A 22,277-nucleotide genomic window follows, 5' to 3' on the forward strand; every position below is an offset into this window, starting at 1 on the left:
CACAAAGTACTATATTTTTAGATTTCAGACAGCAAGAAGTCTTTGAGTAGCTTCATCCCAAATGGATTTAGCGGACGCAAATGCAATTCTTTGCTCAGATGCTGTTTTAGTATATCTTCCAACATTTACAGCAAATATATTTCTGACTTTTCCCATCAGTGATAATGTACATTGTGCTGAATTAGGATGCTTAAATTTAATCAGTATCTTCTCTTTTCTCCTAGTTGGCTGATGGGCATTCTCAATCCGATTATTTAGTCTTTTATCGGTACGATGCTTAGTCCTAGGACACATATACCTAACTGGTTTAATGTAGCTTTTTAGCTTATCAGTCACAATAACCCTTGGACATGGATAATTAACCAATAATCTTGATAAAAAGCGAATAGCTGATTTCTTGTTACGACGCTTCTGCAGTAATACTTCTAATTCATGTCCCTCAGAGTCAACAGCTCTCCATAATATGAATACTTCACCTTTGATCTTGATATTCATCTCATCCAAATGCCATTTATCAGTTGGCTTTCGCTCTCTCTTACTAATAACATCTTGAAAATAAACTACAAACTTATAACACCAAAACCTTACAGTCTCATGACTTAATATAATACCTCGATAAGCCATCTGCTCTTGAACATCTCGGTAACTATTATTAAAGCGATGATATAACCATACTGTATGGCTAATAATGCTTGCTGGAAAACGATGTCTATTCGGGGCTTGAGTAATATGCATAGCGGTAAAATCTAGGATAAATTGTTACTGCTATTCTATAAATCATTCCCTGTAATTGCTCAATACTTAATTTATACCTCCCTTAACTTGACGGTGCCTACATTATCACTGATGGGAAAAGTCAGAAATATATTTGCTGTAAATGTTGGAAGATATACTAAAACAGCATCTGAGCAAAGAATTGCATTTGCGTCCGCTAAATCCATTTGGGATGAAGCTACTCAAAGACTTCTTGCTGTCTAAAATCTAAAAATATAGTACTTTGTGACACTAATTTACTTAACTTGACGGTGCCCATGGAAATGATTGTCCTTTTTTAGTGCCATTAGGAGCTTTGACATTGGATATTGTAGGATTTTCTGAGTGTATAGCATTTTTTGCTTCCGTCAATTTTGCCATAATTTGGACATTATCCTTAATATTAACTTTATCTTTTCCTACAACCATTTTAGCTCTTTCAATATCCGGTTCATCTTTACTTACAGTTTTTAATTCAGACTTTCCTGATAAAGTTCTTACATCTTCCGTTTTATCTTGAGATTGTCCTGAAACAGCTGCCCCTCTTTTTTCCACCTGTTCTTGTAATAAATTATCTATAGCTTTTAAACGAGCATCTTTAGATAAATCTTTATTATCAATTAAATTAGCCTGTATGAAATCTAACTGATCTTTAGTAGAAGATTTTTCATTAAACTTTTCAGTTAAATCTTTAGCTTGCTTTTCCGATTCAGCTTTCTTTTCTTCATTAGTTTTAAGATTTCCGCGTTCATCAAGAAGGCTACGGAGGTTATTAACTTTTTTACTTATAAATTGAGATATATCATTTAACCTACTTGAAGTTTCTTGTACAACTTTTTCTTCTTCAGAGACTATAGGTTTTTCTGTTTGTTGTTTTGATATATCATCAACAGGTCCTTTTTCAAATCCAGGCTCAGCAGCTTTATTAAGATTTCCCAAAGCCTCCATTGTTTCTCTTGCAGCTTTAACTATATCTTTCTCTGGTTTATCTTGTTCTAGATTTTGTCCTTTTAACCCTTGAGTTAAATTCTGCATTTCCCTTTCTAATATTGCTTCGTTTGCTATATTTTCAAGAGTAGATTTATCTTCAGGTACAGCATTATCTTTAATGCTTTTAACAACACCTTGAGTTATTTCAGGACTTGCATTTCCTATACCCTTATGAATTCCATCTATCAAGCCTTTGGTCATTAGTTCTTTATCTTTCAGCTCAGCTGTACTTTTTACAATTCCATCTTCTGCAAATGAAGCAATAGTAGCTTTCTCTGGTATAGACATGTCTTTATGACTAGCTATAGCCTCACCCACAACCTCAATAATACCTACTTTATCCTTAATACTTAAAGGACTTTGAGCAACTTCTTTTGTAATACCTTGAACTATTTCACCTTTTACTTCCGCTTTAGCTGGACCATCTAAAACATCTATAGTGATAGTTTTTATTGCATCCGTCTTTTTTACAGCATCAGATAAAGGATCATATAAAATACCGTTTACTTTTTTTATTGTTTCTTCTGCTGCTTGCTTTTCTTTAATTTTATCTAAATTTTGTTGCATTAGGTGCAACTGCTCAGGGCTTAAAATTTCTGCACCCTTACCTTTATCTAGCACATCGCTTATTAATTGGCTTTTCTCTTGAAGTGGATGCTTCGAAGCTTCTATTACATTCCTTATTACTTCAAATATCTCTCCTTTTTCGTCTTTATTCAGGTTACTGTCTAGTACAGCATCAGTTATGCCATTAATAGCCTGCAATCTTACATCTGGCTCTTTAAGCTCTAAAGCAGAGTCAGTTATCTTTCCTGCTAATTGTTTTTTAGAAGCTAACCCTATATCATCTGTATTTAAAATAGCAGTCATCATATCTTTTAGCAGAATTCCTTTTTGTGGTTCTGATAAAACATTATCATTATTTATTGTGTCTAATATTTTACCTAAACCCTCTATCCTTACCTCTTCAGGAAGCTCTTTATTGCCTAATACATTTTCAGCTAAAGTATTAATTCCTGCTTGTTTTTGGTCAACGCTTGCTTCTTTCTCTCCTAAGATTTTCTCTGCTACCTCACCGATTAAACCAGCTGGCTCATTTTCATTTTTTAAATCTTTATTTAACTGATCTAATAAATTCTGCATAGCTTGCGATAAGCCTTTTGCTGCATCCACTATATCTTGTGATTGTGGTTGTGGCTGCGAAATCTCAGCTTGTTGTGGTTGTGGCATTTGTGAAACCACAGGCTTTTGCCCTGAACTAAGAGGTGTTACAGGAGGCACTTGATTGGAAGCTATCCCCGATTGAGGTTCAGGTATCGCTGTATTTTTAGTTTCAATAGGCTTTTCATTTGCTGGATCTATTTGCTGCGAAGATACAGATTTTTCACCTCCTTGAACTCTATAAATATCTTGGTCTATAGTTTGTGAGACATCAACGCCCTGCCCTTTATTTACTGCAACCTCTTTCATCATGGCTTCATATTTGCCTCGTGTTACAGGCAACGTATAAATTTCTCCACCATGCTCTATATAACCTACGGCATTTTCATCTTTCCCCATAAATTTTATAGGTTGCGGTGAGCTTATTTCTTTGAGTTTAGGAGTGCCATCAGGATGCGGATCTGCTTCATAGTGAGCAGTAAAACGGAGTGCATTATTAGATTTACCCTCTTTATTTTGTGCAACAAGCGATAAATGCATCGTACCACTTTTGCCCTCAAGGTCTATAGGAAAGTCTATCGTTCTATATGAATTAACTGTAACTGGAGTACCATCCTGCTTATAGACAGTCATCGGAGCAGTTTTATGAGTTTTTTCGGCTAACGTACAAATTTCTTCACCAGCATCATTTTTAATTACTGTTGATCTAAGATCGCCTGCACTTACTTGATTTTCCCATTGCATTGACCTAAATCCACCAACATATTTATTGGCATATTCTTGTCTAATGTTTTCATACTGCCCTTTAAACTGCTCGTTAGATAAAGCTTTATCATATAAGCCTTGTCTTTCCTCTGCATTAAGGTTTGCTAAAAATTGTCTGAATTTTTCTTTATCTTTTGCTTCTTCTGAGTAAGCAGGATCATTATTAAGATAATTTCTTAATAACTCTTCTTGTTCTTCTTTAATTTTATTTTCACGATAAACTTCTGCACTATGTGATGCATGAACGTTCTTATAGCCTGCTATTTCTATATTTTCTAATCCCTTTTTAAGATCAGGATTTTCTAAAGCTTTATCGTATAATTCTCTTTTATTTGGATCTTCATTTAAAGTTCTTAAAAAATCTCTAAATTTTTCGTCATTTTCAAAATTAGGTTTCAGATCAGGATTTTCTGCATTTTTTTTTAGTAACTGATTTCTTATTAAATCACGCTGCTTTTCCAAAATTTCTTTTCGAATAGCTTCAGTTATTGGATCTATAAAGCCATCTCCTGATATACCTCCTGCTAAAGCACTAGCTGAAAGCGAAGATGTTGAAGTGGCAGTAGCAGGTGTAGTATCAGTACTACTAAAAAAAATACTATCTCCCTCAGACTCAAACAACTCTTGCTCCTGTCTTGTTTGTTCTTGCTTTTCTGCTTCAGTGAACTCTTTATTTGCTATTTTATTTGCTATTGGATCAAACTCCTTTATAATTTCTTCTACATTAGGATCTTTACTCATAAAACCTCCAGGCTATATTTTAAATTACATTAATTCTAATAATAGTTTGCTAGTAATAGCAAGAAAAAAATTGTTTTTTATTGAGAAAGTTTAACAGATTTTTTATATTCTTTGTTTAATTCTTTTACTGCCCAAAACCATATTAAACAAGTGATTATAAATATAAACATTAAACATACGGAAATAGATTGATAACTTGCAGAAGGTAAAATAATAAAAACTAAAGATTGTAAAAATGCACTTCCTGATTTTCCAAGTTTTGTACCAAGCACGTCAGCAGCAGCTTTTCCTTTTATCTTTATTTCCTTATCTAACGGCACATAAGCCATTTCTTTTGTTGAATCAAATAAAGTATATTTACTTGATTTACTGAGTACATTTTGAATAGCACCGATAGTTATAGCAATTAAAGCCGGATCAGTTAAGATAATACTTGCTACTATCAAACCAGCAGAACTTTCAAAATTATTAACAGTAAAAAATAATATACCTGTAGTAAAAACTATTATAGGAGTAATAATAGCTGCCGTAAACCAACCAAGTTTTCTAACTATATTTGAGCCAAGTACAACAAAAAGAATAGTAAACGCTCCCGTATAACTTAAATAATTACCGATAAATGCAACATATTCCGTTGGGGTTTTGTATATTTTAGTAGCTGCTGCTTTCCAAGGTCCTTCCACTAAATTTATAGCAATACCATAACAAATAAGTAAAGTTGCAATTAATCTAATATGTCTGGAAGAAAGGATCATCTGAAAGCTTTCGGCAATTGTCATGGTTTTTTTCTTTGCCTTAAAACGCAACAATGCCATATGTTCTTTATCTAGCACTTTATGATTTAGCAGCCAAAAAGTTTTAATACCTACTATCCCGAGAATCAATACTATGGTTAATATAATCTGCACGGAAAGAGTATGAAAAGATGCCTGTAGTGAAAATTTTGCGGCTACATACTCATTAATATGACTTAAATTTTCTAAAAACTGTCCTGCTAAATAAATCCCTGTTTGACTAAGTAATCCAAATAAAGGATAAAACCTTTTCGATTCTTCAACAGTAGTTATATTATTTACAAATTGCCAAAAAAGTAGTGCAAAAGCTACATTTGGCCATAATTCAGCTATTATATAAAATAGAGAAAAACTCCATTTTGATAAAAGCAAAATAAACCATTTTAAGTTTGGCAGACTTGTAATTAAATTTTGAGCAGTAGTTGGACTTAAATGTAATATCTCGTGATTTGGGAAAATAACATAAGCAAAAAGGGCAAAAAATGCTAAAAATATTGAAATGATCAGATAAAATATATTTTCTGCTTTCATTCTGTTAACAAGCTTCACATAAATAGCCGTCATTAAAAAAGCACAAGGCATAACTCCCCAGAACTTTAGAAAGGAAATTGTTTCCGCTCCAATCATCGTAGTAACTATACTATCTTTTAATGCTCTGATTAAATTTTGAATAAATAAAATACAAAACATTAACAAAGTAATGAATAAAAACTTAGAAAGCTCTTGGCGTTTTATTGGCCAAATATAGTCTGAAAATTTATTTATTAACTTGTTGATTTTACGAGGGGAATTATCTAAATTATGACTTGAAAAAGTATGGTTTGAATTATTTTGGTTAATTGTCATTGATTTCGGTCTAACCTAATTGGCTAGAATTATATATTAGAGATTTTTTAAACCCACGTCAAGTTAAATTAGATGAATAGTTATTGGTTAAATGTTTATAAGCCTAGAGGAATAAGCTCGGCTAAACTTGTTAGTATAATAAAAAAAGTACTTGGTAAAGTTAAGATAGGGCATAGTGGCACTTTAGATGTCGAGGCAGAAGGAGTACTGCCCCTTGCTATAGGTGAAGCTACAAAATTAGTGCAAATGCTAATTGACGCTAAAAAAACCTATATTTTTACTGTAAAATTTGGCAAGCAAACCGATAGCGGTGACTATGCTGGTAAAGTAATAGCCACAACAGATTATATACCATCGAAAGAAAATGCATATGCTGTATGCTCTAAATTTATTGGTACTATAACACAAATCCCCCCTGCTTTCTCTGCTCTTAAAGTTAATGGAGTACGAGCATATAAATTAGCACGAGATGGTAAAGAAGTAGAACTAAAACCACGTAATATAACAATTTATGATCTAAAATGTCTTGATTACGATGAAAAAAATACCACCGCTACCTACTACGCTGAATGCTCAAAAGGTACTTATATAAGGACTTTAGCAGAAGATTTGGCATTGTCCTTGCAAAGTTTAGGATTTGTGATAGAATTACGCCGTACTCAAGTTGGGATATTTAAAGAAGAAAATTCTATCCGAATTGACTCTTCTAATGATATTACCAAACTTTCCCTTGAGGAAAAAAATATAAAGATAGAAGCAATACTGGACGACATCCTGGTTCTTGATGCTAACGATGAGCAAGCACAAAAAATTAAATATGGTCAAAAATGCCTATTTGATTATGATAAAAACGTAGATTTTATGTGGGTTCGATATAAGGGCGTTCTGCTTGCAATTGGTAGCTTAAATAAGAATTGCTTCCATTCTTTACGAGTATTTAATTTAACACAATAGACTAATAAGGAGAAATTATCGATGTCGATTACACAAGAACGTAAACAAGAATTAATTAAAAATTATGCTATAAATGATAATGATACAGGCTCAAGTGCAGTACAGTGTGCTATTTTAACTGAGCGGATCAATAACTTAACTGAGCATTTCAAATCTAACCATAAAGATCATACCTCAAGAAGAGGTTTATTAATCTTAGTCGGACGTCGCCGTAGATTACTTAATTATATAAAGAAAAAAAATGTAAGCGAGTATTTAGATTTAATAAGTAAGCTCGGTATTAGAAAGATTAAGTAACTAAATTGTAAACAAAAGTTGTTATATGGTTTGATGTCATTCCTAGCAACGGCGGGAATCCAGCATAAAGCGAGATGAATCGAGCTGTTATTTTTAAATTCTTGCTGTATTTATACTTATTTTTACTGGATTCCCGCCTACGCGGGAATGACATAATGAATCCTAAGTATACAAAAATAACCTATAACCTAAAAATAAATTAAGAGATATATATAGATGTTTAATGAGATAATTACAACAGTTGAATGGGGCGGGAAGACTCTTGAACTTAGCACCGGCAAGATAGCTCGCCAAGCTGATGGAGCAGTTACTGTTAAAATGGGTAATTCTGTATTACTATGTACAGCAGTAACTGCTGCCAAAGCAAAAGAAGGTATTGGCTTTTTTCCTCTAACAATTAATTACAGAGAAATGGCATATGCTGCTGGTAAAATACCAGGCGGCTTTTTTAAGCGTGAGGGCAAAGCATCAGATCGGGAAGTTTTAGTATCACGTCTGATAGATAGACCGATCAGACCATTATTTCACCCTGCTTTTGTTAATGAAACATTTGTTACCTGCACTGTTCTTTCATATGACCCTGAAACACCAGTTGATATACTTGCTATCATTGGTGCTTCTGCTGCACTTAGCCTTTCACCTGCACCTTATCTAGAAATAGTTGCTGCAAGTAAAATAGGCTTAATAAACGGGGAATTCGTTTTAAACCCAACACTTGACTTATTAAAGACAAGCCAGCTTGATTTAGTGGTTGCAGGAACAAGCGATTCTGTAATGATGGTTGAGTCAGAAGCACATTTACTTTCTGAAGAGCAAATGCTTGCTGCTGTAAAATTTGGCTTTGATAGTTTCCAGCCAGTAGTAAATATTATTAAAGAACTTGCAGCTGAAGCTAAAAAACCAAAGCTTGAAATGCAAGATTTATACCCTGCTGAATTAAAGAATGAAATCAAAAAATTATTTGCAAAAGAAATTGAGCAAACTTTTGCGATTAAATCTAAACAAGAACGCAGTACTAATTTAGAACTAATACCTGAAAAAGTACTTAAGCATTTTGAGGATGATATAGAAAGTAAAAAATATAATAATTACCAAATCGAATCAGCTTTAAAATCTGTTGAATCAGATGTATTACGTGGTAATATTTTACAAAAAAATAAACGTATAGATGGACGTACTACAACAGATATAAGACAAATTACTTGTGAAGTTGGATTATTACCTTGTGCTCACGGCTCAGCTTTATTTACTAGAGGCGAAACACAGAGCTTAGTAAGTAGCACATTTGGAACTAGCTTAGATGAACAAATAATTGATAGCCTTGAGGGTGAATATAAGGAACGCTTTATGCTTAATTATATCTTCCCGCCTTACTCTGTTAATGAAGCAATGCCGATGAAAGCTCCAGGAAGACGTGAAGTTGGGCATGGTAAACTCGCTTGGCGTGCTGTTAATCCGGTATTACCTACTAAAACACAGTTCCCTTATTCTATTAGAGTAGTTGCAGAAACTACCGAATCTAATGGCTCTTCTTCAATGGCAACAGTTTGTGGTAGTTCACTTGCTTTAATGTATGCTGGTGTTCCAATAAAAGCACCAGTAGCAGGTATTGCTATGGGGCTTGTTAAAGAAAAAGAAAAATTTGCGGTATTATCTGATATTCTTGGCGATGAAGATTATTTCGGCGATATGGACTTTAAGGTTGCAGGTACTAGCGAAGGTATCACAGCTTTACAAATGGATATTAAAATATCTGGTGTAAATTTTGACATAATGAAAATAGCTTTAGAGCAAGCACGAGCAGGACGTTTGCATATACTTGAGCAAATGAATAAAGTTATTAGTAAACCAAATAATGAGATGAGCAAAAACGCTCCATCTACTACTACTTTAAAAGTTGATAAGGATAAGATCAGAGATATTATCGGTCCTGGTGGTAAAGTAATAAAGGAAATTTGCGAAACTAGCGGTGCTAAAATTGATATAAGCGATGATGGCACAGTTTCTATTTACGCTCCAGATAAGGATAAGCTAAAAGTTGCTTTAGATAAAGTTAAGGCTATTGCTATCGAACCTGAAATAGGTGAAGTATTTAACGGCACAGTGATGAAAATATTAGATTCTGGTGCTTTTGTTAATTATCTAGGCAATAAAGATGGTTTTGTTCATATTAGTGAAATTGCCGAAGAAAGAATCGAATCAGTTAGCAGCGTTTTAAAGCAAGGCGATATAGTAAAAGTTAAGCTTATCGGGTTTGATAATAAAGGTAAAGCCAAACTAACTATTAAAAATGCTGAGAAAGATAAATCTTCAGCAAGCCCAAAACCAAAAAATAGTCCTAAAGAACACCAAGAACCTGAAAAACGGGATAATGGTAAAAAAAGAGCTTGGAACGAAGACAATAATGCCGAAACGACTGAAGTAGTTACAGAACGTAAATATTTTACCTAGTAATATTGTCATCCCGTGGTGGCATTATTGCATCGATCGAAAAGCATCTTTGGTTGTCATTGCCGTGGCTTGACCACGGCATCCAGAGAATAAATCACGGAATGACAGGGAAAAATGATCCACGCAACAATGCTTTCCTGCATAGGCGGAGCGTTGTTACATGGCTTTGGTGTCATTCCCGCGGAAGCGGGAATCTAGGCATAAAGCGAGATAAATCGAGCTTTTAACTTTAAAAGCTTGTTGTATTTATACTTTTTTCTGGATTCCCGCCTACGCGGGAATGACATAGAAGCTATATGACAAGGTCGGATAAATTAACAAGGTGACACTTTTTTCAACAACTATAAAAGCAATGAACCCTATAAACAATTACCAGAATATTGCTAAAAGAGTAATTTCTAGTGAAGCTAGTGCTTTAAAAAAGCTATCTGAATATATCCCTGAAGATTTCAACCGAATTGTAGAGTTTTTACTATCTTTTAAAGGAAGAGTAATTTTAACTGGTATAGGTAAAAGTGGTTATATTGCAAAGAAAATAGCCGCAAGCTTTTCTTCAACTGGTATGCCAGCTTTTTATATACATCCAGCGGAAGCAAGCCATGGGGATCTTGGAATGATTACTAAAGATGATTTAGTAATCATTCTTTCTAATTCCGGTGAAACTAAGGAATTATTTAACATCATTAAATATTGCAAAGATTTTTCTGTAAAAATTGCCGCAATGACAATGAATAAAAATTCTACTTTAGCTGCAAATAGTGATTTCTTACTTATAGTGCCTGAATATTCAGAAGCTTCAATAATTGGAGCTCCTACAGTTTCATCCTTAATAATGTTATCACTTGGCGATGCATTAATGACTGTCATACATGAAGTAAAAGGTTTTACTAAGGATGATTTCAAGTCATATCATCCAGGCGGTAGCATAGGGGCTAATTTAACAGAGATTAAACATTTAATGCGTAGCGGTGACCAAATACCTTTAGTGCATGAAGATACACCTTTTGCTGAAACTATAATTGTTATGAATAAAAAACGCTTAGGTTGTACCTTAGTAATAGATAAAGCTAAGAATTTAGTAGGGGTTATAACAGATGGTGATTTACGTCGTCATATTAACGATCAAATTCATTTAAAAACAGCCTCAGATATTATGACTAAAAATCCTGTATATATTTCATCTGAAATATTTGCAAAAGAAGTTTTAGATTTAATGAAAGCTAAAAATATTACTAATTTACCCATTGTTGACAATAATATCATTATAGGCATTACTCATATACATGATTTATTGCGAGCAGGAGTCAATTAGTATATGCCTTCCTCTTATAAACGACGGAAAAAATTTTGGAAATTTACTTATTTCCTAATTATACTTGGAATTTTATATGCAGGATATATATTAGTTAAAAGTAGCTACCCTACCGAAGAAAATAATACTAATATTGTAGAAAAAGCTCCAGAAAAAAACCTTGACTTAAAATATAATATTATATTAAAAGATTCAGTTTTTGAGGGGGTAGATAAAAATTTAAATAGCTATTTAGTTAAAGCTGAGCAAGCTATAAAAGATTCGGATAACAAGTATAAATTAGATATAATAAACGGCACATATAACGTAAATCAAAACCAATCAGTTACTGTTTATGCAAAAGAAGGGTTTTTAAACGAAGAGTCGCATATATTAGATTTAAAAAATGATGTAAAATTTTATTTTGAAGATATGATATTTGACACTAATGATGCAAGAATCGATTTAATAAATAAAAGCATAATTAGCAACTCTCCTGCTACATTATTTCATAAAAACTCTACTATTACTTCAGATAGTTTTAACACGCAAGACGACAATAATATTATAATTTTTAAAGGCAATGTCTACACAACTATTGATCTATCGGATTATTAAACTTGTAATATTCTTTACTATTAGTATCTCAACATATGCTAATGATAAAGATATTTCAAACTTACATATTACATCTGATACTTTAATCATTAACAGAGTTAAACAAAAAGCAGAATACCTTGGAAATGTCGTTGTTTATTTTGATAATGCGATACTTAGAACTGAAGAATTATATATTTTTTATAAAACTGTAGATAATAAACAAACCATTGATTATATAGTTGTTCCAACTAAATTAAGTGTTGAGAAAAAAATTAATAATGAGTTGTTATTGGCAGATTCAGGGAAATATTTTTTAGATAATAGACAACTTATTTTACTTGGTAATGTTGTATTAGAACGTAATAATAATATTTTAAAAACTAATAAACTTATTTATTATGTGGATATTATTAATAAAAATAGTAAGAAAATAAATTAAATGGACAGCTTACAAGTTAAAAATATATCAAAATCCTATAAAAAGAGAACCATATTAAGCGATATATCTCTTAATGTAAAACAAGGCGAAATAGTTGGGTTATTTGGTCCAAACGGAGCTGGTAAAACAACTTGTTTTAACATCATTATTGGCTTAATGAAAGCAGATTCCGGACAGTTATTATTAAATGATATTAATATAACTAATTTGCCGATTTATTTAAGAGCAAGGCTTGGTATTGGTTACCTTCTTCAAGAACCTTCAATTTTTCGAGGCTTATCGGTTGAAGATAATATTAAAGCTATAATTAAAATATCTAAAAATGATAAAGAAGTAATTGAGCAAAAAACTCATAATTTACTGGAAAAATTTTCTATAATACATTTAAAGGATCTATCGGCTGCTAGCTTATCAGGTGGTGAAAGACGCAGGCTTGAGATTGCAAGATCGCTTGCAATAGAGCCGAAATTTATCATGCTTGATGAACCACTTGCTGGTATTGATCCGCTGGCTATTTCCGATATCAAAAATCTAATTACTTACTTGCGTGAATTCAATATCGGCATTCTAATTACTGATCATAACGTGCGTGATACTTTAGATATAGTTGACCGAGCATATGTTATTTTCGAGGGAAAAGTATTGTTAGAAGGAAGTAGCAAAGAAATAGCAAATAGCAAAAAAGTTAAAGAGGTTTATCTAGGCGAAAGCTTTAGCCTATAGTATACTCGATCAACTTCAAAAATTGGCTACGTCGTCCTATAAGTACTGTGGTACTCACGTATTAAGTAACTGCTTCCGTTCCTCGTCTTATGGACTCCTTGCTCTTTTTGAAGTTGATCTTCGTATACCGAACTTTCATTTATTAGATGGTTTTTATGAACATTAACAAAGACATTTTTAGGGCTTATGACATAAGAGGTAATAGCCTTACCGATTTAACAGTAGAAGTAGCTTATAAGGTTGGTTTTTGCTTTGCAAAGATGACTATAAAGGATGGCAATAATAAGATCTGCGTCGGTATGGACGGGCGGCTTAGCTCCCCTGCTCTTTACAAACTCCTAGAAATAGGATTGGTTAATGGAGGAGCTGAGGTTATAAATATTGGCGTTGTCCCAAGTCCAGTTCTATATTTTGCTGATAAAAAATTTACCCCAGCTGGTAGTATTATGGTTACCGGTTCACATAACCCTCGTGATGATAACGGCTTTAAAATAATACAACATGGCAAATCTTTTTTTGGTTCTCAAATACAGGATTTATTAACAGAGATTTTAAATACTGACTGGAGTAATAATCCTCCTGAAATTAATATTGTAAATAAGAGTAAAATCAATATTAGTGACAGTTATATAAAAAATATTCTAGAAAAAATAATAGTAAATTCCAACCTAAAAGTAGCTTGGGACCCTGGTAACGGAGCAACCGGAAATATTGTTGAAGAGTTAAAAAATCGTTTAAATAATGAAAACATTATCATCAATAGCAAGATTGATGGAAATTTTCCAAGTCATCACCCTGATCCTACTAAAGTCGATAATTTACAAGAATTAATTAAATTAGTTAAAGAACAAAATTGTGACCTTGGTATAGCTTTTGATGGCGATGGCGATAGAATAGGCATTGTAAGCTCAAGCGGTAAGATGTTATTTGGTGATCAAATTTTATGTATTTTTGCCGAGGATATTTTAAAAGAAAACCCAAATGCTACTATAATACTTGATGTAAAAGCCAGTCAGCTCATAGCCGATAGAATCAAATCATATGGTGGGCAAGCTATAATATGGCGAACTGGTCATCCATTTATTAAAAGTAAAATGGCTGAGTCAAAGGCTTTACTAGCTGGTGAGATGAGCGGGCATATATTCTTTGCCGATAAATATTTCGGTTTTGACGATGCAATCTATGCGGGATTAAGATTTTTGGATTTACTCACTAGATCAAGCAAAACTTTAGACGAAATAATAGATGAGCTACCGAAAAGCTATAGCACGCCGGAAGTTAAAATTTTTGTTTCTTCTGAATTAAAATTACAAATTATTGAAGAAATCAAAGAAAAATTACTAAAGGATAAAATAGAGTTTAATGATATTGATGGAGTAAGAGTAAACACAGAAGATGGTTGGTGGTTATTGCGTAGTTCTAATACTGAATCTGCCATTATTGCAAGAGCTGAATCAAGTAATGCTGAAAAATTAGAAGAGCTAAAAACGATGATTAATCAATTATTAAGCAAGTACGGACTTAATATTTAAGTGCAAAAAAAAGAAATAATCATCTTATGCGGTTCTACTGCTAGTGGAAAATCTTATCTAGGTCATGCACTTGCCAAAGCTTGCGACGGGGAAATAATAAATATTGACTCAATGCAAGTTTATAAAGAAATTCCAATTATTACCGCCTCCCCTCCGAAAAGCTATAAAAGCGAAATTCCTTATCATTTATATAATTTCTTGCCTATTACTGAAGATTTTTCGGTAGTAAAATATCTAAAACTTGCTGCCGAAAAAATAAATCAGGTAAATGCTAGTGGTAAGCTTCCTATATTAATAGGTGGTACGGGATTATATATTAACTCCTTAGTTTTTGGATATAATAATATTCCTGATATATCTGACGATTTAAGACAGCAAGTAAGAAAGCTGCATAACGAAATAGGCAATATAGAGCTACATAATAGGCTTACAAAGCTTGATCCACTAGCTTCATCTAAAATTAATCAATCAGACACTCAAAGGCTAATTAGAGCTTATGAAGTAGTGCTGCAAACCGGCAAGTCTATTTTCTCTTTCCAAACTTTGCCAAAAGAACAAATCTTATCTGCATTTAATTTTAAAATTATCTTCTTAAATCCTGAGAGAAAATTTTTATATAAAATATGTGATGAACGTTTAGCTAATATATTTAAAGATGGTGCAATAGACGAAATTGCTTTAATCAAAAAACAATTCAATCCTGATTATCTAAATTTAAAAGCTGTAGGCATAAAAGAAATTCTGGCTTATCTAGAAAACAAACTAACTTTGGGTGAAGCTTTAAACCTAGCTCAAACACGAACACGCAGATATGCTAAAAGACAAATCACTTGGTTTAAGCATCAGATAAAAGAAAAAATAACTTTAGACTATTCTAACGAAGAAGAGTTTTTACAAGTAGCTCGAAAACTTTCTATTCTTATTGACTTGCCAAATAGCAATAAATAATAGACCAGTAGTAAATATTTGAAGTATTTGTAATATTGTACCTAATACCAGTACAAAAGGAACAACCGGCTGCAATAATATCGGCACTCCGCTTGAAAACATCACTAATCTTGTAGCATCTTGTACTGAGACTTTATTAAATAATAATTTAAATGCGACACATACTAATAATATTATAATACTTCTTTCTAAAAAGAATGTTACAAACCAAAATAATATAATAGCTGGCATACCAAGATAAATAAATAAATTTGGTAAATGCATTAAATTATCAGCAAAATATTTTTTTATTATTTCAGGAGTTAAAGTCATCTGACTTTGATCGAATAAACTTGAGTAATTAATGGTACGAGGGAAGCTTTTTTTAGTGCTATCTATTGCAAAATTTATTGTAAGTTTATCTGCCTCAATTACAAAAGGTATCTTGCTTTTTTCTCTAATTGAAACCTGATTTTTTGTATCAATAACAGCTACTTTATCATTATTTTTATTATATAAATAAATAGGTTCTTCATCTTTTACAAGAATCCGTGAATTAGCATATTGCATTTCTGGTAATTGATTGATGATATATTCAATATTATCTGTCGTTTTTGTCTGTTTTATTCCGTTAAAGCTGTCTTTCAAGGTTATTAGATAATTTAATATAAAGATACAATAAATTATTGCCAGAATGAAAGACACAACAAATAAATACCTTATTCCATAACCATGATATTTTTGATATACGTCTTTATAGAACTCTATAGAGCTAATTGATAGACGTAACTGGCGGAGTAATGTATTTAGTCCTCCTAATATATATGATAATAAATACATTATTTTATTAAACTTTTATACATAAACAGCAGTAATATAGCGTATAATTATAGAAAATTGCAAATTTTTAGTGCATTAAAGGCTAATTTATATATAAGTTTATTGATAAAAAATTATTTATTTACTAATATTTATATTTCGATAAACAACATTAATTTTATATGCTACTTCCTGAAATAACTTTAACTTTAACAGCACTTTTAAGCCAATTCTTTGCCGTAATACTGCAAGGTAAAAATAGAATTGTTGCTAACATAACTATTTTACTCACCATATTAACAATTTTCGTTATTTTAAAATATTCTTACTCTGAAAGTGTATTATACCTAGATTATGTAATGTTTACTACTAATGCAAATATTGCTAATTATAAGGCTATCATATTGATATTTACTATAATATCTATGATAATTTACCGAGATTATTCGGTGCGTAGCGGTGAACCACTAAAATTTGAATTTATAACTTTGATATTATTATCTACAGTTGGGATTTTTGTGGCAATTTCAGCACAGAATTTTTTATTACTTTTTTGTGCCATGGAACTTACTGCTTTAACTTCTTATATACTCGCTGGTTTTAAATTAAGTGAGATTAAATCATCAGAGGGGGCATTAAAATATTTTATATTAGGCAGTTTAGTTAGTTGCTTATCATTATTTGGTATTTCTTTTATATATGGATTTGGCGGAAGCTTACAATTTTCAGATATATTTTATAAGCTAAATGATAGCTCTTCGGTAAATTTAGGTTTAGTAATTGGTGTAGTGCTATTTTTAAGCAGTATTTTCTTTAAGCTTTCAAGTGCCCCCTTGCATTTTTGGGTACCAGATGTATATGAGGGTTCACCTATCGCTTCAGTTACATATTTTACAGCGGCTTCAAAAATTGGAGCTGTTGCCATTTTATTAAATATCGAAAATTTAATTATCAAAAACTATCACCCTATTAGCTATAATCTAATAAAAATAATTGCTTTATTATCTATGATATTTGGTGTTCTTGGTGCTATTCGTCAAACTTCCTTAAAAAGATTAATGGCATATAGTACCATTCTAAATATCGGTTATGTATTAATAGGCGTATTACTGCGTACTGAAGACGGAAATAAAGCTGCTATGCTCTATATGTTGATATATGCAGCAGCAAGTATAGGGTTCTTTACTTGCCTAATTATGTTACTAGGAAAACAAACAGATAAAGCTAATTTTGAAAGCATACAAGGAATTGCAGAAAACCATAAAGCTATAGCTGCTGCGATTTGTATAATTATGTTTTCTATGATAGGTATCCCGCCGCTTGCTGGCTTTCTTGGAAAATACTACCTCTTTTACCAAGCAATTACTCAAGAAGAGTTTCTGCTTGCTTATTTTGGTATCTTTACTAGCGTCATTGCGGCTTTTTACTATCTTAAAATAATTAAAACGATGTATTTTGCTGAAAAACCTAATCCAACAAAAATACCTACTTCTTACGGGCTATTATTAATTAACTTTGTAGTAATAGAATTTTTACTTTTCGGATCTTTCATTATTTCGTCTTAGGTTTAAATGAATTTAGGTAGATATAAGCTATTTGTTTTTGATGAATTAGATAGCACAAACCTTGAAGCCATTAGAATAGCTAAAAATAATAAACCTGATAGAGATTATATCATACTTGCTAAATCTCAAACCAAAGGACGTGGCAGAAGCGGTAAAAACTGGCAATCTACTTCCGGAAATTTACACGCTAGTTTACTAATTAAGCCTAATAAAGAGCTTGAATTACTACCACAATTGTCTTTCGTTACAGCCCTTGCGGTTTATGATAGTGTAAACGCCCTATGTCATTCCAGCAACGGCGGGAATCCAGTAAAAAATCAAAGCCACTCTGATAAAGATTTATATAATAACTCTTCTAATATATTTCTGGATTCCCGCAAAAGCGGGAATGACATAATACATCTCAAATGGCCAAATGATGTTTTAATAGGGGGTAAAAAAATATCTGGTATACTTCTTGAATCGGTTAAAGTAGAAGATGCTTATTATCTTATTATAGGTGTTGGTATTAATATTACTTATCACCCAATAAATATCGACCAGCCCACTACTAGCTTAGTAGCTGAAGAACTTCCCGTTATCACCCCTAAAGCTTTACTTGAAATATTAATAGAAAATTTTGAAAAATATTATCAAATTTGGGAAAAAAATGGCTTTTCATTTATTAGAGAAACATGGCTGAAACATGCTTATAAGTTACATGAAAATATTAGTGTTAAATATCAAAATGACATTGTTACAGGTACTTTTCAAGGTATCGATTCCATAGGTAGAATAATATTGCAACTACCTTCCAAAAAAATACTCTCTTTTTCTACCGCTGAACTTTCCTTTTAGCAAAAATATTACTAAATTTAAATTGTAAATTTAATTATTGTTAATTATTTTTCCGTCATTGCGAGAATGCATTGTCTGCGTGGATCGAAAAGCACTTTCGATGTCATGCCGTGGCTTGACCACGGCATCCAAAAAATAATAAAAAATACTAATTTTATCAGTATTTGGATCCCGCTACAAGCTTGCGGGATGACAGAGGAAAAATTGATCTACACAAGCAAGCCTCATGCGGGAATGACATTGCGAGCGTTTTCTGATCCATGTAACAATGCCTCCTCGCAATGACAATAAAAGCTTAAGCCCTTAAATTAAAAAGTAATAACATATGCCTAAAAATAATAATTCTCAAACAAACCCTAACCCTATTTCATAAATATTTATGAATAAGGCTAATGAGCAATTTAGTAAAATAAAAAAACTGAACTTTAGCCCAACTCCTAGTATTAATGATATTAAAAAACTAAAAGCCATGTCAGAGTATGCAGAAAAATATTTTAAATATGCTTTATTCACAGGTTGTGATAATGCAGCTTATGAGTTAATTCAATTATATGATTTTATATTTACAAAATACCCTGACTCTCAGAATAATGATTTGCAAAAAAAAATATTCCGCAATGATTTAGTTTTATTAGGTCCGAAATTTGAAATTGCCGAATGTCAGCAAATGAATTTAATATTTAACCCACCTACGACAAACGAAAGCGAGATAAATATTTTCTACGATGCTATTTGCAGAACACGAGAATATTTTAGTAATAAAAAATTAGTTGATAATCCTGAAACAAACGATGAAATTATTAATTATTACCTCAAATCTTTTAAAGCAATATCAGAGAAACAGTATTTTAATGTCCCCCTTCGGGGATCAAAAATCCCTCGCCTTTAGGCGAAGGGAAGATATAATGAAATTGCTTTAGCAATGAATTTATATCAAGAAATATGAGAAGTTATAGAAAGAATAGTCATAGTCAGTATGATTTAAAAGTGCATCTTATATGGATACCAAAATATAGGAAGAGAATATTGATAGGCAAAGTATCGGAAAGGACTAGAGATTTACTGAGGCAGATTTGTATGGAACATGAAGTACATATAATTTCAGGGAAAATATCATGTGATCACGTACATATGTTTATCTCATATAAGCCGCAAATATCTCTTAGCAAGTTAGTACAGTATTTAAAAGGCATTAGCTCAAGAATTTTATTGCAAGAATTTACTCATTTACGAAAACAATTTTGGGGCAATCATTTGTGGGCTAGGGGCTATATGGCAGTCAGTTCAGGTAATATAACTGATGAAATGATACAGCACTATATTGATGAACAGGAAGGTGAACCTGTGAATGATGATCGATTTCTAATCGATTCCACTTTATAACCCCTCAGCTTATAGCTGAGGGTTGTTTAGTTCAATAAAAGAAATTACAGGTACAGTTTTAAATTGTGCTGATAAAAAAACTTTAGATTTTATAATTAATGATCGTAAACCAAAGATAAAGCCGACTATTACTTTTTATAAAAATAATAAATTACATGAGATCTATTGCGATGCGGAAAAAGATATATCAATAACGATAGTTTATGACACACAAAACAACAACGAGGAAGTTAATCTTAGCAGCTATCCAAACCTTTTAGAAATTATCAATCATTTCTTTAGTATATAAAATCGTATTCAATATGACAAAAAAGAAACCTCCTAAAGTTTATAAAAATGTATGTATGACACATGATTATCTATACGAAGAAGGAAAAAAATTCTATCAAGAAGCTATAAACATAGAACTGCCACAAGAGAGAGATCTAACTCCAGATAAAGAAAAGAATTTTAATGCAGCTAAAGAAACTTATTTTAAAGCCATACTATATTTTCAAGGAGCTATGCTTTTAGGAAGTAAAGATGCTTGTGCATATTTGAATGCATTTTATAACAAAAATCATTTAGGAATCGACAATCAATATGCAAGTAATTTAATAAAAATGCTGAGTACTATAACAAAATATACAGATCATATAAATAGGACAAATTCCATATATTTAAAGAATTTTGGAATAATCAGTGATTCTGATCTTAAAGAGCTAGCTTTTATAGAAACAGGAATAATTAATATTGCATCCAAAAGCTGGGATAAAATTCCTGTTCCTGAGTACTTAATTCTTACTAATATACAAACCATTATAAGAGATTTTAATAATCCTTTACCCCCTGAAGGTCGCTTAATTACTAATATAAGCGTTTTTGATGGTAGGAAGGAAGTATTTAAAAAAATAGAACTGGAAGAAGAAGAAAAAGAGCAAGAGCTATTAAGTGCATTCACTATATTAAATAACGATACTGCTTCTGGGGTAGTGAAAAAACAAATATTTAATGACAAATCAACAAAATTAATGGGAGAAAATCTAGACTTACTAGATGGTGCAGTACTTTGCACTATATCTTAAAAAAGGAATGAAACCGATGAAAGAAAAATTACCTCATCTTTATGAAATAATAAAAAAGGCATTAAGCGATTATGATGAATATATTGAAATACCTCTTAGAACATCAAAGGATTTAGAAATAACACAAAATAATGAAGCAGTTCTAATTGAACTATACAAAAGATTAAAAGAAATATTCGTTTATGGCGAAGCAAAAGCATCTTGGTATCTAGCTCAATTCTATTAAATGGTTGGTTATTTGAAAAAGATTGTACGATAGGCAATTTTATTATTGCAATAGGAATAAAGCTTGGTTCTATAAGATGTGCAAATAATGGATTTAAAGGTGACATATCAAAAGATTTAAAAAATTTAGCCAAAGATTGTGCTAAAACTATTAAAAATACCAAAAATCAATATCAATTAGATATAAATAGTATTATTACTGACGAAATAAAGAAAAATGCCGAATCTAATTTTAAAAGAAATTTAGAAAATACTGAATTAAAAAATATATTTGAACCAAAATTTTTTCCTACCTCTTTAGATATATTACAAGAAGCATTACTATATTATTCTCAAAATATAAAATTACCTCTTACCCAATCAAAAGATAGCACATTAACAGTAACACAAGATAATAAATATATTATATCCAAAATATGTGTAAAATTAAAAGAAGCTTTAGTTTGTGGTCAAGAAAATGCCGCTTGGTACTTAGCTCAATTTTATTATAATGGCTGGTTGGTTGAAAAAAATATTATTTATGGAGACTTTATACTTGCGATAGGAAAGCATTTTGAATCTAAAAAATACTCTAATAGCGATTATAAAGGTGAAGATATTTTAGCAGATTACTTACAAAAATTAGTTACAGTTTGTGCTAGTTCTATCTCCGATAATAAATATTTATACCGAACAGGTATTAATGATACAATGAAACTAAATGCAGAAAAGGCTATTATATAAATTTAAACAATACTGATTTAAAAGACATATTTGATATTTCAGAATCAACTATTATTCCCACAATTTCCGCTCCTTTACCTAGTACTACACACCAACCATCTAATACAGTAAGGCGAGCTACTCAAAGCGATATAAAAGACTTCAAAAATAAAAAAACTACTAATATAAAAAAAACAAAAAGTACAATAGATTATAATATTAACGTTGAAAAAGATGAAGAAACAAATTCAGGCAACAAACCTACTAGTATACCCAAAACACAAAGCGAAGTAAATTATAACTCTGCTACTACTGGGGGGGTTGAAGAAAAAACTTTAGTATCAAGAGGCGATAATTATTATTATGAACAACCTATTAACACATCAGAACCACAAAAAATCGGAAATGATGATGATGG

The 22,277-nt window shown here is 31.6% G+C and carries 22 protein-coding genes; 18 read left to right on the forward strand and 4 right to left on the reverse strand.

The features are described 5' to 3' along the window. Positions 1 to 24: 24 nt before the first annotated feature. Positions 25 to 735 carry an IS6 family transposase gene (locus tag BA173_RS01020; RefSeq protein WP_095568250.1) on the reverse strand — a complete coding sequence of 237 codons (711 nt, stop codon included), beginning with the start codon at positions 733 to 735 and terminating at the stop codon, positions 25 to 27. 21 nt (positions 736 to 756) lie between these two features. On the opposite strand from BA173_RS01020, the gene BA173_RS08110 reads away from it, so the two are divergent. After that, positions 757 to 978, forward strand: coding sequence for a hypothetical protein (locus BA173_RS08110; protein ID WP_198387186.1), 222 nt, complete (start codon positions 757 to 759; stop codon positions 976 to 978). Between the two features lie 36 nt (positions 979 to 1,014). Here BA173_RS08110 and BA173_RS01030 read toward each other — a convergent pair whose 3' ends face one another. Both BA173_RS01030 and tlc4 read right to left on the reverse strand, forming a co-directional pair. Further along, positions 1,015 to 4,410: a Sca4 family spreading effector gene (locus BA173_RS01030; protein WP_016947979.1), complete on the reverse strand. Its 3,396-nt coding sequence runs from the start codon at positions 4,408 to 4,410 to the stop codon at positions 1,015 to 1,017. 77 nt (positions 4,411 to 4,487) lie between these two features. Continuing rightward, entirely contained in the window at positions 4,488 to 6,050 is a 1,563-nt protein-coding gene (gene tlc4, locus BA173_RS01035; RefSeq protein ID WP_016947978.1) for an NTP/NDP exchange transporter Tlc4, read from the reverse strand. Positions 6,051 to 6,122: 72 nt separating this feature from the next. Between tlc4 and truB the strand changes: the two genes are divergently transcribed. The 9 genes from truB to miaA all read left to right on the forward strand — a co-directional run bounded on the left by truB (position 6,123) and on the right by miaA (position 15,285). Beyond that, a complete protein-coding gene (gene truB, locus BA173_RS01040) occupies positions 6,123 to 7,004 on the forward strand; it encodes a tRNA pseudouridine(55) synthase TruB (RefSeq protein ID WP_016947977.1) in 882 nt (293 codons plus the stop codon). Between the two features lie 21 nt (positions 7,005 to 7,025). Then, entirely contained in the window at positions 7,026 to 7,301 is a 276-nt protein-coding gene (gene rpsO, locus BA173_RS01045; protein ID WP_011477440.1) for a 30S ribosomal protein S15, read from the forward strand. Between the two features lie 216 nt (positions 7,302 to 7,517). Next, positions 7,518 to 9,752: a polyribonucleotide nucleotidyltransferase gene (gene pnp, locus BA173_RS01050; protein WP_016947976.1), complete on the forward strand. Its 2,235-nt coding sequence runs from the start codon at positions 7,518 to 7,520 to the stop codon at positions 9,750 to 9,752. Positions 9,753 to 10,104: 352 nt separating this feature from the next. Beyond that, positions 10,105 to 11,064: an SIS domain-containing protein gene (locus tag BA173_RS01055; protein WP_016947975.1), complete on the forward strand. Its 960-nt coding sequence runs from the start codon at positions 10,105 to 10,107 to the stop codon at positions 11,062 to 11,064. A gap of 3 nt (positions 11,065 to 11,067) precedes the next feature. After that, complete coding sequence (lptC, locus tag BA173_RS01060) at positions 11,068 to 11,661, forward strand: LPS export ABC transporter periplasmic protein LptC (protein WP_016947974.1); 594 nt, start codon at positions 11,068 to 11,070, stop codon at positions 11,659 to 11,661. After that, entirely contained in the window at positions 11,627 to 12,082 is a 456-nt protein-coding gene (locus BA173_RS01065; RefSeq protein ID WP_068041300.1) for an LptA/OstA family protein, read from the forward strand. The genes lptC and BA173_RS01065 overlap by 35 nt, the downstream gene beginning before the upstream one ends. After that, complete coding sequence (gene lptB, locus BA173_RS01070) at positions 12,083 to 12,805, forward strand: LPS export ABC transporter ATP-binding protein (RefSeq protein WP_016947972.1); 723 nt, start codon at positions 12,083 to 12,085, stop codon at positions 12,803 to 12,805. A gap of 155 nt (positions 12,806 to 12,960) precedes the next feature. Beyond that, positions 12,961 to 14,337 carry a phosphomannomutase/phosphoglucomutase gene (locus tag BA173_RS01075; RefSeq protein ID WP_016947971.1) on the forward strand — a complete coding sequence of 459 codons (1,377 nt, stop codon included), beginning with the start codon at positions 12,961 to 12,963 and terminating at the stop codon, positions 14,335 to 14,337. Continuing rightward, on the forward strand, positions 14,338 to 15,285 hold the full coding sequence (gene miaA, locus BA173_RS01080; RefSeq protein WP_016947970.1) for a tRNA (adenosine(37)-N6)-dimethylallyltransferase MiaA: 948 nt from the start codon (positions 14,338 to 14,340) through the stop codon (positions 15,283 to 15,285). It begins immediately after the preceding gene. On the opposite strand, the gene BA173_RS01085 is transcribed toward miaA, so the two are convergent. Beyond that, positions 15,229 to 16,104, reverse strand: a complete 876-nt coding sequence (locus BA173_RS01085) for a DUF1189 family protein (RefSeq protein WP_016947969.1) — start codon at positions 16,102 to 16,104, stop codon at positions 15,229 to 15,231. The two genes, miaA and BA173_RS01085, sit on opposite strands and share 57 nt — an antisense overlap. Before the next feature lie 161 nt (positions 16,105 to 16,265). On the opposite strand from BA173_RS01085, the gene nuoN reads away from it, so the two are divergent. The 8 genes from nuoN (at position 16,266) to BA173_RS01120 (ending at position 21,880) form a co-directional block, all read left to right on the forward strand. Next, the gene (gene nuoN, locus BA173_RS01090) at positions 16,266 to 17,648 is read left to right on the forward strand and encodes an NADH-quinone oxidoreductase subunit NuoN (protein WP_016947968.1); all 1,383 of its coding nucleotides are present in this window, start codon (positions 16,266 to 16,268) and stop codon (positions 17,646 to 17,648) included. Positions 17,649 to 17,654: 6 nt separating this feature from the next. Continuing rightward, positions 17,655 to 18,485, forward strand: coding sequence for a biotin--[acetyl-CoA-carboxylase] ligase (locus tag BA173_RS01095; protein ID WP_068041299.1), 831 nt, complete (start codon positions 17,655 to 17,657; stop codon positions 18,483 to 18,485). A 379-nt stretch (positions 18,486 to 18,864) separates the two neighbouring features. Next, entirely contained in the window at positions 18,865 to 19,374 is a 510-nt protein-coding gene (locus BA173_RS01100) for a hypothetical protein (protein WP_016947966.1), read from the forward strand. A gap of 53 nt (positions 19,375 to 19,427) precedes the next feature. Next, positions 19,428 to 19,868 carry an IS200/IS605 family transposase gene (tnpA, locus tag BA173_RS01105; RefSeq protein WP_095568239.1) on the forward strand — a complete coding sequence of 147 codons (441 nt, stop codon included), beginning with the start codon at positions 19,428 to 19,430 and terminating at the stop codon, positions 19,866 to 19,868. 22 nt (positions 19,869 to 19,890) lie between these two features. After that, complete coding sequence (locus BA173_RS01110; protein WP_016947965.1) at positions 19,891 to 20,157, forward strand: hypothetical protein; 267 nt, start codon at positions 19,891 to 19,893, stop codon at positions 20,155 to 20,157. A gap of 13 nt (positions 20,158 to 20,170) precedes the next feature. Beyond that, positions 20,171 to 20,932 (forward strand): hypothetical protein, encoded by a 762-nt coding sequence (locus BA173_RS08115; protein ID WP_068791206.1) that lies wholly within the window; start codon positions 20,171 to 20,173, stop codon positions 20,930 to 20,932. Between the two features lie 16 nt (positions 20,933 to 20,948). Then, the gene (locus tag BA173_RS08330; protein WP_016947964.1) at positions 20,949 to 21,158 is read left to right on the forward strand and encodes a hypothetical protein; all 210 of its coding nucleotides are present in this window, start codon (positions 20,949 to 20,951) and stop codon (positions 21,156 to 21,158) included. Continuing rightward, the gene (locus BA173_RS01120) at positions 21,134 to 21,880 is read left to right on the forward strand and encodes a hypothetical protein (RefSeq protein ID WP_016947963.1); all 747 of its coding nucleotides are present in this window, start codon (positions 21,134 to 21,136) and stop codon (positions 21,878 to 21,880) included. Before BA173_RS08330 ends, BA173_RS01120 begins: the two co-directional genes overlap by 25 nt. Positions 21,881 to 22,277: the final 397 nt, after the last annotated feature.

The organism is Rickettsia sp. MEAM1 (Bemisia tabaci), assembly GCF_002285905.1.
Classification (GTDB): Bacteria; Pseudomonadota; Alphaproteobacteria; order Rickettsiales; family Rickettsiaceae; genus Rickettsia.